The 13,528-nt window shown below is 64.0% G+C and carries 13 protein-coding genes; 6 read left to right on the top strand and 7 right to left on the bottom strand.

All coding sequences use genetic code 11. The features are described 5' to 3' along the window. The 6 genes from U5775_RS37665 to U5775_RS37640 all read right to left on the bottom strand — a co-directional run. Positions 1–450, bottom strand: a 450-nt coding sequence (locus tag U5775_RS37665; RefSeq protein ID WP_322063214.1) for an ABC transporter ATP-binding protein, incomplete at its 3' end; no start/stop codon positions are given. Between the two features lie 305 nt (positions 451–755). Beyond that, positions 756–1,877 carry a polyamine ABC transporter substrate-binding protein gene (locus U5775_RS37660; RefSeq protein WP_322063213.1) on the bottom strand — a complete coding sequence of 374 codons (1,122 nt, stop codon included), beginning with the start codon at positions 1,875–1,877 and terminating at the stop codon, positions 756–758. A gap of 79 nt (positions 1,878–1,956) precedes the next feature. Further along, the gene (locus tag U5775_RS37655; RefSeq protein ID WP_322063212.1) at positions 1,957–3,399 is read right to left on the bottom strand and encodes an aspartate aminotransferase family protein; all 1,443 of its coding nucleotides are present in this window, start codon (positions 3,397–3,399) and stop codon (positions 1,957–1,959) included. Between the two features lie 19 nt (positions 3,400–3,418). Beyond that, on the bottom strand, positions 3,419–4,753 hold the full coding sequence (locus tag U5775_RS37650) for a glutamine synthetase family protein (RefSeq protein WP_322063211.1): 1,335 nt from the start codon (positions 4,751–4,753) through the stop codon (positions 3,419–3,421). A 31-nt stretch (positions 4,754–4,784) separates the two neighbouring features. After that, a complete protein-coding gene (locus U5775_RS37645; RefSeq protein WP_322063210.1) occupies positions 4,785–5,591 on the bottom strand; it encodes a gamma-glutamyl-gamma-aminobutyrate hydrolase family protein in 807 nt (268 codons plus the stop codon). 295 nt (positions 5,592–5,886) lie between these two features. After that, complete coding sequence (locus tag U5775_RS37640; protein ID WP_322063215.1) at positions 5,887–6,111, bottom strand: hypothetical protein; 225 nt, start codon at positions 6,109–6,111, stop codon at positions 5,887–5,889. Between the two features lie 442 nt (positions 6,112–6,553). Between U5775_RS37640 and U5775_RS37635 the strand changes: the two genes are divergently transcribed. Together U5775_RS37635 and U5775_RS37630 are read left to right on the top strand one after the other, a co-directional pair. Continuing rightward, a complete protein-coding gene (locus tag U5775_RS37635; protein WP_322063209.1) occupies positions 6,554–7,123 on the top strand; it encodes a cupin domain-containing protein in 570 nt (189 codons plus the stop codon). Positions 7,124–7,206: 83 nt separating this feature from the next. Then, positions 7,207–8,697, top strand: coding sequence for an aldehyde dehydrogenase (locus U5775_RS37630; RefSeq protein ID WP_322063208.1), 1,491 nt, complete (start codon positions 7,207–7,209; stop codon positions 8,695–8,697). Between the two features lie 42 nt (positions 8,698–8,739). Here the strand turns inward: U5775_RS37630 and U5775_RS37625 are convergent, their stop codons facing one another. Further along, positions 8,740–9,195, bottom strand: a complete 456-nt coding sequence (locus U5775_RS37625) for a MarR family transcriptional regulator (RefSeq protein WP_322063207.1) — start codon at positions 9,193–9,195, stop codon at positions 8,740–8,742. 180 nt (positions 9,196–9,375) lie between these two features. Here U5775_RS37625 and U5775_RS37620 point away from each other — a divergent pair, with 180 nt between their 5' ends. The 4 genes from U5775_RS37620 to U5775_RS37605 all read left to right on the top strand — a co-directional run. Next, positions 9,376–10,923 (top strand): DHA2 family efflux MFS transporter permease subunit, encoded by a 1,548-nt coding sequence (locus tag U5775_RS37620; protein WP_322063206.1) that lies wholly within the window; start codon positions 9,376–9,378, stop codon positions 10,921–10,923. A 95-nt stretch (positions 10,924–11,018) separates the two neighbouring features. Then, positions 11,019–11,960: an AEC family transporter gene (locus U5775_RS37615; protein WP_322063205.1), complete on the top strand. Its 942-nt coding sequence runs from the start codon at positions 11,019–11,021 to the stop codon at positions 11,958–11,960. A 539-nt stretch (positions 11,961–12,499) separates the two neighbouring features. Next, entirely contained in the window at positions 12,500–13,234 is a 735-nt protein-coding gene (locus U5775_RS37610; RefSeq protein WP_322063204.1) for an acetoacetate decarboxylase, read from the top strand. Positions 13,235–13,321: 87 nt separating this feature from the next. Further along, positions 13,322–13,528: SDR family NAD(P)-dependent oxidoreductase (locus U5775_RS37605; protein ID WP_322063203.1), on the top strand; the 207-nt coding region annotated here is incomplete at its 3' end.

Below are 13,528 nucleotides of genomic sequence, written 5' to 3'. Positions count from 1 at the left end.
CTTCGCGTAGCGGCTCATCTGCACGAGGTTCAGCGCATCGGCCACACGCTCGCGGATCTCGTTCTTCGGCACGCCTTCCTGCTTGAGGCCGAACGCGACGTTCGACTCCACGCTCATATGCGGAAACAGTGCGTACGACTGGAACATCATGTTGACGGGGCGGCGATACGGGGGGAGCGTCGCGAGGTCTTCGCCATCGACGAAGATCTTGCCCGAGGTGGCCGTCTCGAGCCCGGCGAGCATGCGCAGCAGCGTGGACTTGCCGCAGCCCGAGCTGCCGAGCAGCGCGAAGAGTTCGTTCTTCGCGATGTTCAGACTCACGTTGTTGACGGCGACGCTGTCGCCGAACTTCTTGACGACGTTTTCGATGCGCACAAAAGCGTCGCGGGAGCTGGCCGCGGCGGTGGCGCGAGCGGCTTCGGAGGCGTTGACTTGGGACGTCGAATTCATGATGTAACCTGGGTTCCTTTCTGATCGAGGCACTGCGTCCTTGCAAAACGCGGGCGCGAGTTGCCCCGCACGGGGCGCACAAGGCGCCTCGTAGACATCAGTACTACGAACTGAGCTCGTGGAAGGCTCGCGCGTCGATTGCAAACAAGGGGGGCGGCGCGCGCAGCCGGACTTCGAACAGCGAAATTCAAGTGAACTTCAGGCGGAGAGGGGTCGAGCGATCCCTCTTCCGCACGTTGTCTCCTTCCTTCTCCTTCGGTTTCCTTCCGGGGCGGATGGCCGCCGCCGTTCAGTCGATCAGGCTATCAGTGGCCGGTCTTCAACTGCGACCACAGACGGTTTTCGAGGCGCAGGATCTCGGCCGGCATCGGCTTCATCAGCGTCATTTTCTTTAGCACGTCTTCGGGCGGATAGACCGTCGGGTCCTGCGCGACCGCCGGCGTCACGAACTGGCGCGCGGCCTTGTTCGCGGTCGGATAGAACACTTCGTTGGTGATGGCCGCGTTGACCTTCGGATCTTCGATGTAGTTGATCCACTTCATCGCGTTCTCGGGATTCGGCGCGTCCTTCGGCACGACCATCACGTCGAACCACAGCAGGCCGCCTTCCTTCGGGTTCGCGAACTTGATGTGATACGCGCGCTTGGCTTCCTCGGCGCGGCGATGCGCGATGCCCACGTCGCCCGACCATGCGAACGCCACGCAAATGTCGTTGTTCACGAGGTCGTTGATGTAGCCCGACGAGTTGAACTGCGTGATGTACGGGCGGACTTTCTTCAGCACTTCGAACGCGGCCTGGTAGTCGGCCGGGTTCGTGCTGTTCGGGTTCTTGCCCATGTACTGCAGCGTGGCCGCGAAGGCGTCGGCGGCCTGATCGAGGAACGAGACGCCGCAGCCCTTGAGCTTCGAGAGGTATTGCGGATCGAAGATGAGCGCCCAGCTATCCACGGGCGCGTTCGCACCGAGCGCCTTTTCGATGGCTTCCTGGTTGTAGCCCACGCCGTCGGTGCCGAACGCCCAGGGCACGCCGTACTGATTGCCCGGATCGGCGTCGGCGATCATGTGCATCAGCACAGGATCGAGGTTGGAGAGGTTGGGGATCTTCGACTTGTCGAGCTTCTGGTAGACGCCGGCCTGGATCTGCTTGGCCATGTAGTTCGAGGTGGGCACCACGACGTCGTAGCCCGAGCTGCCCGCGAGCAGCTTGGCCTGCAGGGTGTCGTCGCTATCGTAGTTGTCGTACTTCACGTGGATGCCCGACTCTTTTTCGAAGTTCGGGATCGTGTCTTTCGCGATGTAGTCGGACCAGTTATAGACGTTGAGCTGATTGTCGGCGGCGCGAGCCGGCTCGCTGGAGGTGGCCGTGAGCCCCGCGCACACGGCGAGGGCGGCCAGCGCGACGGCATGGCGAAGATGACTGACACTCATGTGAATATCCCCAGAAGGTGAAGGTTGGCGGGCGGCGCCCGCACCCCGTTGTGCGCCGCCAGCCCAGACGTTTGCAGCGTTACGAAAGTCCCAGTTGTTGCGCGGTTGCGTCGATGGCGTGCTTCGCCTTCGACACGATTTCGTCGATCTCGCCGCGTGTGATGACGAGCGGCGGCGAGAGCAGCATGCGGTCGCCCGTGGCGCGCATGATGAGATTGCCGTTGAAGCAGAAGTCGCGGCAGATCGTGCCCACGTCGCCGCCGTTCGCGAAGCGCTTGCGCGTTTTCGGATCTTCGGAGAGCTGAAGACCGGCCACGAGTCCCGCGCCCGAGATGTCGCCGATGATCGGATGATTGGCGAACGTTTCGCGCAGGCGCTGCTGGAAGTACGGGCCCGTGTCGGTCTTCACGCGCTCGACGATGCGCTCGTCGCGCAGCACCTTGAGGTTCGCGACCGCGACGGCGGCAGCCACCGGATGGCCCGAATACGTGAGGCCGTGGTTGAAGTCGCCGTTCTCGATGAGCGCCTTGGCGATGCGGTCGTGAATGCCCACCGCGCCCATCGGCACATAGCCGCTCGTGAGGCCCTTGGCCATCGTGATGAGGTCGGGCTCGAAGCCGAGGTGCTGGTGGGCGAACCATTCGCCGGTGCGCCCGAAGCCGCCGATCACTTCGTCGGCGCACAGCAGGATGTCGTACTTGCGGCAGATGCGCTGGATTTCCGGCCAGTAGGTCGAGGGCGGGAAGATCACGCCGCCCGCGCCCTGGAACGGCTCGCCGATGAAGGCGGCCACGTTCTCCGCGCCCACTTCGAGAATCTTCGCTTCGAGCTGTTGCGCACGCGCGAGGCCGAACTCCTCGGGTGTCATGTTGCCTTGCGCCTCGCCGAAGAAGTACGGCTGATCGATATGGACGATGTTCTCGACCTTCGAGGGCATCTGCTCGTGCATGTAGCCCATGCCGCCGAGCGTGCCGCCCGCGATGGTCGAGCCGTGATAGGCGTTCTTGCGCGAGATGACGACCTTCTTCGCCGGCTTGTTCTGCGTGAGCCAGTACTGATGCACGATGCGCAGCACCGTGTCGTTGCCTTCCGAGCCGCTGTTGCAATAGAAGAAGTGATTGAACGGCTCGGGCGAGACCTCGGCGAGCAGCGCCGAAAGCTCGATCACGGGCGGGTGCGTGGTCTTGAAGAACGTGTTGTAGTAGGGCAGCTCCTGAAGCTGCTTATAGGCGGCGTCGGCCAGTTCCTTGCGGCCGTAGCCGACGTTCACGCACCAGAGGCCGGCCATGCCGTCGATGATCTGGTTGCCTTCCGAGTCCCACAGGTACACGCCTTTCGCCTTCACGATCACGCGGCTGCCGGCCTGGTTGAGCGAACCCATGTCGGAGAACGGATGGATATGATGCGCGGCGTCGAGTGCGCGGTACTCGGCCGTCGAGCGCGCGGGCTGTGCCGGTTGCGCGCGCAGCGTCGTCGGCACTTCTTGCAGTGCGCTGGCGGGGGCGTCGATCCGATAGCTCATTTTCAATGTCTCCTTTCTGTTACACGTGCAGCAGCAGGTGCTTGCGTTCCCACGAACTGATCACGCGGAAATACGCTTCGTATTCGGTTTCCTTGAGCGCGAGATACGCGCGCACGAACTTCTCGCCGAGGATGTCCTTGAGCGGCTCGCAGGCGGCCATCAGCGAGATGCCTTCCTCGAGGTTGCGCGGCAGCTGGTAGGGCAGCGAGTAGCCGTCGCTGATCAGCGGCTCGGTGGGCTTGAGGTGCTGCGTCATGCCCAGATAGCCGGCCGCGAGCGTGGCGGCAATCGCGAGATACGGGTTGCAGTCCACGCCCGGAATGCGGTTCTCCACGCGGCGCGCGGCCGGCGACGAATACGGCACGCGGAAGCCCACGGTGCGGTTGTCGTAGCCCCAGGCGACGTTGATGGGCGCCGCCATGAAGCGCGAGAGGCGGCGATACGAGTTGATGTACGGCGCGAAGATCGGCATGAGCGCCGGCGTGTACTTCTGCTGGCCCGCGATATAGGCGTAGAACATGTCCGTGGGCTTGCCGTCAGCGCCCGTGAACAGGTTCTGGCCGCTTTCCGCGGACACGAGGCTCTGGTGCACGTGCATGGCCGAGCCCGGCTCGTTCTCCATCGGCTTCGCCATGAAGGTGGCGTACATGTGATGGCGCAGCGCGGCTTCGCGCACGGTGCGCTTGAAGAGGAACACGCGGTCGGCGAGGCCGAGCGGTTCGCCGTGCATGAAGTTGATCTCCATCTGCGCCGCGCCCACTTCGTGAATCAGCGTGTCGACTTCGAGGTCCTGAATATCGCAGTACTCGTAGATGTCTTCGAACAGCGGGTCGAACTCGTTCACCGCTTCGATCGAATACGCCTGGCGGCCCGTTTCCGGACGGCCCGTGCGGCCGATCGGCGGCGTGAGCGGAATATCCGGGTCCTTGTTCATGTCGACGAGATAGAACTCGAGCTCGGGCGCGATCACGGGCTTCCAGCCCTTCGCTTCGTAGAGTTCGAGCACGCGGCGCAGCACGCGGCGCGGCGAGATTTCGACCGGCGTGCCGTCGAAGTGCACGCAATCGTGGATCACTTGCGCGGTGGGGTCGACGGCCCACGGAATGATGCGGATGGTCGAGGGGTCGGGCACGCACACCATGTCGGGGTCGGTGACGCCCGTGAGGCTGCCGTCTTCGGGATAATCGCCGGTCACGGTCTGGATCATGACCGCTTGCGGCAGCCGCATGGCCTCGCCGAATTCGAACTTGCTGCGCGGGATGATCTTGCCGCGCGCAATGCCCGCCATGTCGGGGATGATGGCTTCGATTTCGGTGATGTGGTGCTTCTTCAGGAATTCGTCGATGTCGTGCATGATCGTTCTCTCTGTTCTGTATGAGCCGGCGTCAGACGTGCGCGTTGGCGACATGCGCCGGTTGGCGCCCGGCTCCGCACGGTATTCGGGCTAGCATGCGAGCGCGGCAGGCCTCGCCGAAGGCGCGGAAAATCGCGGTGGACAGTGCGTTCTGCGCGTGCTGCCACTCGGGGTGCCATTGCACGCCGAGTGCGAAGCTCGCCGCATTGGCCACGCCGATCGCTTCAATCAGGCCATCGGGTGCCGTTGCCTGCGCAACCAATCCATTGCCGAGCGTTTCGATGCCTTGCCCGTGCAGCGAATTCACACGGGCTTCGCGTGCGCCGCTGGCCAGCCGTTGCAGCAGTCCGCCTTCGGCCAGCGCGATCGAATGCGCCGGACCATATTGCGTATCGAGCGCATCGGCCTTGTTCTCGCGATGATCGTCGAGCCCTTCGACCGCATGCACCTGCTGGTGCAGCGTGCCGCCGAATACGACATTCATCTCCTGAAAACCGCGGCAGATGGCGAGCACGGGCACGCCTGCTTCGATGGCCGCGCGCATCAGCGGCAGCGTGGTGGCGTCGCGCTCGGGGTCGTGCAGCGTGCCCGCGGCGCTGGCCGCGCCGCCGTAGCGATGCGGCTCCACGTTCGAGTAGCTGCCCGTGAAGAGCAGGCCGTCCACGGCTTCGAGTATGTCGGCCGCTGCCTGCCGCTCGCCGAGCGCCGGCAGCACCAGCGCGAGTCCGCCCGAGCCGTCCACGGCGGCGGCGATGTACTTCTCGCCGGCCACGTGCGACGCGTGCGGTCCCATCATCGTGCGATCGGCGGTCACTCCAATCAATGGCTTGGTTCGCATGACTAATGTTTCACTTCTTCTGCCCACGTAACGCAATGCAAAGCGTTTTGCAGTGGCGTTGGGGCGTGACATGACCTTGCGACCTTGCACGAGGCAAGGCCGCAAACTTTTAGGTGCAGCGCGAAAGCGGCGCTAACGCATCGCGCTGCGCGTGGAGATCATGTAGGCGGTTCGTTTTCGGCCGTTATGCGGCGCAACGGTGGAAAGGCGTGCACAGCCACGCCGGGCACGCGCAGCAACACCCCTCGCATGCGATAGACGGCGATGAAAACGAACGGCGCAGGAAGAAGAGGCGCTAGGGCAGCAGTGACGCGACTTCGTCGGTGTGGACCGCGATGAAGGCGCGTGCCGAGACGGCGTTATGGCGCCGGACGGACCGGCGGGAAAGGATTGTGAAGACGGACAGAAACAGGCGAGAGGCAAGCCTGCCGCTAATGCCGTCGGCGATGGCGGCGCAGTCACTGCGAAGACACCTCGCATGACTTCGATCCCATCTCACCAGAGGGCCACGGACTCTCACAATTACACTCGACTGGGGTGGTTGAAAAGTTGCCAGCTTATTCAGTGCGCAATGAATAGTTCGCACTGCATCAATCTGAACATAGGTGTCGTTCAATGTATTCCGCATGAACAGCGTGTTGCATTGCTGTTTCATGCTGGAGGTCACCGTTCGATCGACCTGTGTTTCAGCATATACGAGCCAAAATGGCCGTCAATTATTTTTTCACGTTTTTTATGTCAGCACTTTCCCCGAGTGCGCGCTGCAAACGCCATGGAACACGAAATACAGGCACTGTTTTTATATTTCGAATCTCTTACAGGGGTTTATACCAACGCAAAAAAACACAAACTGATTAGAATATTCAACACGTCCACCGCGCCGCTTTGCTGCAATTCGTCCGTCGTTCGTTGTTGTCCGCAGTCGTATTCCGGCGCGCTCCCTGATCAACCGGCTTTCGAACGTGACCGAGTCCGTATCCGTTTCCACTGAAGTCGCAACACGCCTGCGTTACGTGCGCAAGCGCTATGGGTTGTCGCAGCGCGAGCTCGCCAAGCGGGCGGGCGTCACCAATGGCGCGATCTCGCTGATCGAGCAAAGTCGTGTCAGTCCCTCCGTGGGCTCGCTCAAGAAGCTGCTCGAGTGCATACCCATGAGTCTCGCGGAGTTCTTCACATTCGATCTGAACGAGGGCGCGAGCGTGGTCTCGCGCCGCGGCGAGATGCCGAACCTCGGCAACGCGTCCATCGAGTTCTATCTGGCGGGCGCGAACGTGAAGGACCGCAACATGGGCATCATGCGTGAGGTGTACCAGCCGCTCGCCGATACCGGCGCCGACATGCTCACGCACGCGGGGCACGAGGGCGGCGTGGTGGTGGCCGGCCAGCTCGAGCTGACCGTGGACGGCACGACCTGGCTGCTCGACCCCGGCGACAGCTACTACTTCGAGAGCCGTCTTCCGCACCGGTTTCGCAATCCCAGCGTGAGTGACGTTTGTGAGGTGGTGTCGGCCAATTCGCCGCCCACTTTCTGACTCGCGCCAATCCGGTTCGCTTCTCGCTGCCGCAGCCGCGTTCGCGGCACGCGGAACGAATCGCAAATCATTGAGGCATCCTCATGGAAAAGAGAAATCTCGCTTACTGGCAGGACAAGGCCGCATCGCTCTCGATCGAAGGCCGCGCATTCATCGACGGCGCTGCGCGCGATGCGTATTCGGGCCGCACCTTCGATTGTGTGAGCCCCATCGACGGCCGTGTGCTCGCGAGCGTGGCCGATTGCGGCGCAGCCGATGTCGATGCCGCCGTGGCCGCCGCGCGCCGCGCCTTCGAGCAGGGCGTATGGGCGGGGCTCAATCCGCGCGAACGCAAGGCGGTGCTGCTGCGCTGGGCCGCGCTCATGCGCGAGCACCAGGACGAACTCGCGCTGCTCGAAACGCTCGATGCGGGCAAGCCCATTGGCGACACCACGACCGTGGACGTACCGGGCGCGGCCTATTGCGTCGAATGGTTCGCCGAGGCCATCGACAAGGTGGGCGGCGAAGTCGTGCCCGCCGACCATCATCTCGTGGGTCTCGTCACGCGCGAGCCCATTGGCGTGGTGGCGGCCGTGGTGCCGTGGAATTTCCCGATCCTGATGGCGTCGTGGAAGTTCGGCCCGGCGCTCGCGGCGGGCAATAGCGTCGTGCTCAAGCCTTCCGAGAAGTCGCCGCTCACGGCCATTCGCGTGGCGCAGCTCGCGCATGAAGCAGGCATTCCGGCCGGCGTGTTCAATGTGCTGCCGGGCGGCGGCGAGCCGGGCAAGCTGCTCGCGCTGCACCGCGACGTGGACTGCATCGCGTTCACGGGCTCGACTAACGTGGGCAAGCAGATCATGCAGTACGCGGGCCAGTCCAATCTCAAGCGCGTATGGCTCGAGCTGGGCGGCAAGTCGCCGAATATCGTGCTGCCCGATTGCCCGGACCTCGACCGTGCGGCGAAGGCCGCGGCGGGCGCGATCTTCTACAACATGGGCGAGATGTGCACGGCGGGTTCACGCCTGCTCGTGCATCGCGAGATCAAGGATGTGTTCCTCGCGAAACTGCTGGAAGCGGCGAAGGCCTATAAGCCTGGGAATCCTCTCGATCCAGAAGTGTCGATGGGCGCTATCGTCGACAAGGTTCAGCTCGAGCGCGTGCTCGGCTATATCGAGGCGGGACGCAAGGAGTCCACGCTGCTGCTGGGCGGCGAGCGCGTGAATGCGCCGAGCGGCGGCTTCTACGTGGAGCCGACGGTGTTCGATGCGCGCCACGACGCGCGCATCGCACGCGAGGAGATTTTTGGCCCGGTGCTGTCGGTCATTACGTTCGGCACGATCGACGAAGCCGTGCGTATCGCCAACGATAGCGACTATGGGCTTGCGGCGGCGGTGTGGACGTCGAACCTCACGCATGCGCATGAGATCTCGCGCCGCCTGCGCGCGGGCACGGTGTGGGTCAATTGCTACGACGAAGGCGGGGACATGAATTTCCCGTTCGGCGGCTTCAAGGAATCGGGCAACGGCCGCGATAAATCGCTCCATGCACTGGAGAAGTACACCGAGCTTAAGTCCACGCTCGTGCGGCTGCGCTAAAGAGTTTGCGCAGGATTCGCGCGCCCGCGCGGGCGCGCGCGATCAACGCTCCACGAGCGCGCCCAGGTTGGCGCGCACGCGCTGGAGCATCCGGCTGAACTGCTCGGCTTCCTCGGGCGTGAAGCCGGCCAGCGCTTCGGCCTGCACTTCGTCGCCCACGCGGCGCGCGCCGTTGAGCACGCCCTCGGCCTTCGGCGTGAGGCTCACCAGCAATTCGCGGCGGTCTTCGGGATTGGGCGTGCGCACGACCCAGCCGCCTTCCTCCATCCTCTCCAGCAACCTGCCCGCGGAAATCGGCGCGACTTCGAGCCGCTCGGCGAGGCTCGCCTGGTTCATGTCGCCGTAATACGCGAGGTACGCGATCATGCGGCACTGCGCGCGCGTGAGTTCGAGCGACGACTTCGCAAGCTCGTCGTAACGTTTGCCATACAAGCGGCCCACGTCGACGACCAGGAAGCCGAAGCGTTTTTCGAGGTCGGTAGTGAGGTCGGTAGTCATCGCGCGATTATACGGGGCAACTGGAGTGCAATTGCGCGAGGATACCCGCGCAAGGCGGCCCATGAACGGCCCATGAGCGGGCCGCTGCGGCACCCCATCGTTCCCCGATTGCGCCGGGTCGAGCACGTCGTATAATAAGCAGGCTTATTATTTTTCCCCACGCACTCCGTCTACCCCACGATGACCGCAGTCCCGCATGGCACAGCCTCGCAGCGTGGGGCCGTGCCGCTCAATCGCGGCATGATCACCTTGTCGATCATGCTCGCCACGCTGATGCAGACGCTCGACAGCACGATCGCCAATGTGGCCCTCCCGCACATGCAGGGCACGCTTTCGGCGTCGCAGGACGAGATCACGTGGGTGCTGACCTCGTACATCGTGGCGGCGGCCATCGCCACGCCGCTCACCGGCTGGCTCGCCGACCGCTTCGGCGTGAAGCCGCTGCTCGGCGTGGCCATTGCGGGCTTCACGGTGGCCTCGGCGTTGTGCGGGCTTTCGGAAACGCTCGGCGAAATCGTCGGCTCGCGCCTGTTGCAGGGCGTATTCGGCGCGTCGCTCGTGCCGCTCTCGCAATCCATCCTGCTGGACATCAATCCGCGCGAGCGCCAGGGGCAGGCCATGGCGGTCTGGGGCATGGGCGTGATGGTGGGCCCCGTGCTCGGCCCCACGCTGGGCGGCTGGCTCACCGACAGCTACAACTGGCGCTGGGTGTTCTTCATCAACGTGCCGATCGGCGCGTTCGCGTTCTTCGGCGTCTCCACGTTCATGCCCTCGCGCACGCCGCGCCGCGAGACGCGCTTCGACCTGTTCGGCTTCGCCACGCTCGCGCTCGCCATCGGCGCGCTGCAGGCCTTGCTCGACCGCGGCGAGCAGCTCGACTGGTTCGGCTCGCTCGAAATCCGCATCGAGGCCATTCTGGCCGCCATCGCGTTTGCGTTCTTCATCGTGCACACGGCCACCTCGGGTCCCAATACGTTCTTCCGCTATCAGTTGCTCAAGGACCGCAATTTCGCCACGGGCACGCTGTTCATCTTCGTGATCGGCGCGGTGCTCTACGCCACGCGCGCGCTCCTGCCGCCCATGCTGCAGAACCTCATGGGCTACCCGGTCGCCACCACGGGCCTCGTCACCGCGCCCAGCGGCGCGGGCACCATGCTGGCCATGCTGATTGCGGGGCGCCTGCTCAAGCACGTGGACGCACGCGCGATGCTGCTGTTCGGCTTCGTGGTATCCGCGTATGCGCTGTGGCAGATGATGCAGTACACGCTCGTGCTTTCGCCTTCGGATATCGTCTGGCCCGGCGTGGTGCAGGGTTTCGGGCTCGGCTTCGTGTTCGTGCCGCTTTCCACGCTGACGTTTTCGACGCTCACGCCGCAACTGCGCGCGGACGGCACCGCCACCTATAGCCTGATGCGCAACATCGGCAGCAGTATCGGCATTTCCATCGTGCAGACCTTCGTGACGCGCGGCACGCAGGTCGCGCATTCGGATCTCGCCGCGCATATCACGCCGTTCAATCCGGCGGTCCAGCCGATGCTCGAGGCCGGTTCGCGGTACGATCTCGCCGTGCTCAACCAGTCGATCACACAGCAGGCGCAGATGATTGCGTATCTGAACGACTTCAAGATGATGTTCGTCGCCACGCTGCTCGTGATTCCGCTGCTCGTGCTGATCCGGCCTTCGGCGGGCAGCGGGGCGATCGACACGAGCCACGCGGCGATGGACTGATCCCCAGCGCTTTTTTCGTTTGTCCCTCGCCGTTCGCCCTTGCATAACGGCGGGGTTCGCGCGACACGCTCGCGCGGCACATTCATATTCGCCCGATGCTCTCCGCTGTTTCTATCCTGCTTCCCGTTTTCGGCCTCATCTTCGCGGGCTTCGCCTGCCGCCGTTGCGGCGTGCTCGGCCCCGCGGCCGCCTCCGAGCTGAACCGTTTCGTCGTGTGGCTCGCGCTGCCCGCGCTGCTCTTCGATATCCTTGCGCACGCAACGTGGCATGAACTCTTTCAGCCGGCTTTCGTGGCCGCGTTCAGCCTCGCGGGCCTGGCGGTATTCGCGGTCGTGGTGGGCGTGCGCGTCTTTCTCGGGCGACCGCTCGCCGATGCGAGCATCGACGGGCTCGCCGCCGCGTATCCGAATACGGGCTATGTGGGCTTTCCGCTGTGCATGATCGCGTTCGGGCCGTCGAGCCTCACGCCCACGACCATCGCGACGATACTCGTGGTCTGCGTGCTGTTCGCGCTCGCCATCGTGGTGATCGAAACGGGCCTGCAAAGCGAGCGCCGTCCGCACCATCTGCTGATGAAGGTGCTGCGCTCGCTCATGCGCAATCCGCTGCTCGTCGCGCCCGCATTGGGCGCGCTCGTCTCGGCTGCGCATCTCACGGTGCCCGCGAGCGCGCAGACCTTCCTCAAGCTGCTCGGTGGCGCCGCGAGCCCCTGCGCGCTCGTGAGTCTCGGGCTCTTTCTCGCCGAGCGCCGCGCGAAAAGCGATGGGCCGCCCGAGTCGTCGTGGTGGCTCACGCTTTCGAAGCTCGTGGCGCAGCCGGCGCTGACGTGGTGGCTCGCCGCGCGCGTGTTCGCGCTGCCCGAGCAACTCGTGGGGATCGCCGTGTTGCTGGCGGCGCTGCCCACCGGCACCGGACCGTTCATGCTCGCGGAGTACTACCGGCGCGAGGCGCATGTCACGTCGCGCACGATCCTGCACTCGACGCTGGGCTCGCTCGTCACGCTCACGCTGATCCTGCTGCATCTGCGGCACGGCTGACGCCGCGAGCTTGACGCTTTGTGCACCGCGCAGGCACGATGCTTGCGCAACGAGACCATGGTTTTGAATCAGGAGAACGGACGATGGCTTCCCGTGTATGTCCAAATTAATTTGGGTTACTAATTAATTTACGGCGCTTGCCCCAAGTCCCGATCCCTTGACGCCCTGGTTCTCCGCCAGCTCGAAGTCGGCCGCGCTGGCCCCTGCGCGGCAGCCCATCCCGGGCAATGCAATGCACACATCGCAACACCTGCCGTCAGCCTGTGTCGCCACGCATGCAGGTGGTTCCGTCATCGAGCCACGCCAGCCGGCTTTCCAAAATATCCTTTAATCCTTCTCAAAGTTCGCTTGAGTAGCGGCGCATCGCGTGGCGCCCGGCGCATATACTTTCGCCCGAGATGCAGTTTCCCCGGCTATCTCTTCCCGAATGCTGTCCCGCCCGTCGGGCCGCCGTTGTCCATGTGTCTGACCATCCGTATCAAGCAATTCGTAATCCGAATTGTTTCGATGCTGCTTTTGCAACATCACAGAGACCCTCCATGAAAGACATCCGATCCAAAGCGTTCGCCATGCCGTTTACCAGCCCGGCATTTCCTCCTGGGCCTTACAAGTTCGTCAATCGCGAGTTCCTGATCATCACCTATCGCACCGACATCGAACGGCTGCGCGAGGTCGTGCCCGCGCCGCTCGAGGTCACGGAGCCGCTCGTCAGCTACGAGTTCATCCGCATGCCGGACTCCACGGGCTTCGGCGATTACACGGAAAGCGGCCAGGTCATTCCGGTCATGTACGAAGGCCAGCCCGGCAGCTACACGCACTCGATGTATCTCGACGACCATCCGCCGATTGCCGGTGGCCGCGAGTTGTGGGGCTTCCCCAAGAAGCTCGCCACGCCCCGGCTCGCGCCCTACTCGGACACGCTGGTGGGCACGCTCGATTACGGCCCGGTGCGCGTCGCCACCGGCACGATGGGCTTCAAGCACCGCGAGCTCGATCTGGCGGAGCAGGCGAAGCGGCTCGCGGGGCCCAACTACCTGCTCAAGATCGTGCCGCACGTGGATGGCTCGCCGCGCGTTTGCGAACTGGTGCGCTACTACATGAAGGACATCGTGCTCAAGGGCGCGTGGACCGGGCCCGCCGCGCTGCATCTGATGCCGCATGCGCTCGCGCCCGTCGCCGACCTGCCGGTGCTCGAAATTGTCGAAGCGCGGCATCTGCTTGCGGACCTCACGCTCGGTCTCGGCGAAGTCGTGCACGACTATCTCGCGCAGTAAGCGCCACGCCATCCGTTCGGGCCCATGCGGCCACTCGACCCGATTCAACTCAATCCAACTCAATCCAGTGAAAGCGGAAACAACATCATGAACAAGCTCGAAGGCAAGACTGCAGTAGTGACCGGTGCGGCCAGCGGCATCGGCAAGGAAATCGCGTTGACGCTCGCCGCACAAGGCGCGGCCGTCGCCATCGCCGACCTCAACGCCGACGGTGCTCAGGCCGTCGCGGACGAGATCAAGCGCGCGGGCGGCAAGGCCATCGGCGTGGCCATGGACGTCACCAGCGAAGAGGCT

It is taken from the genome of Paraburkholderia sp. J63 (assembly GCF_905220245.1).
GTDB lineage: Bacteria > Pseudomonadota > Gammaproteobacteria > Burkholderiales > Burkholderiaceae > Paraburkholderia.
The sequence above is the reverse complement of the archived record's forward strand: the minus strand, read 5'-3'. Positions and strand labels throughout refer to the sequence as shown.

Coding starts and splice junctions, on each gene's coding strand:
- U5775_RS37660 (WP_322063213.1), bottom strand. CDS start 1,877: ATGAGTGTCAGTCATCTTCGCCATGCCGTCGCGCTGGCCGCCCTCGCC.
- U5775_RS37655 (WP_322063212.1), bottom strand. CDS start 3,399: ATGAGCTATCGGATCGACGCCCCCGCCAGCGCACTGCAAGAAGTGCCG.
- U5775_RS37650 (WP_322063211.1), bottom strand. CDS start 4,753: ATGCACGACATCGACGAATTCCTGAAGAAGCACCACATCACCGAAATC.
- U5775_RS37645 (WP_322063210.1), bottom strand. CDS start 5,591: ATGCGAACCAAGCCATTGATTGGAGTGACCGCCGATCGCACGATGATG.
- U5775_RS37630 (WP_322063208.1), top strand. CDS start 7,207: ATGGAAAAGAGAAATCTCGCTTACTGGCAGGACAAGGCCGCATCGCTC.
- U5775_RS37625 (WP_322063207.1), bottom strand. CDS start 9,195: ATGACTACCGACCTCACTACCGACCTCGAAAAACGCTTCGGCTTCCTG.
- U5775_RS37620 (WP_322063206.1), top strand. CDS start 9,376: ATGACCGCAGTCCCGCATGGCACAGCCTCGCAGCGTGGGGCCGTGCCG.
- U5775_RS37615 (WP_322063205.1), top strand. CDS start 11,019: ATGCTCTCCGCTGTTTCTATCCTGCTTCCCGTTTTCGGCCTCATCTTC.
- U5775_RS37610 (WP_322063204.1), top strand. CDS start 12,500: ATGAAAGACATCCGATCCAAAGCGTTCGCCATGCCGTTTACCAGCCCG.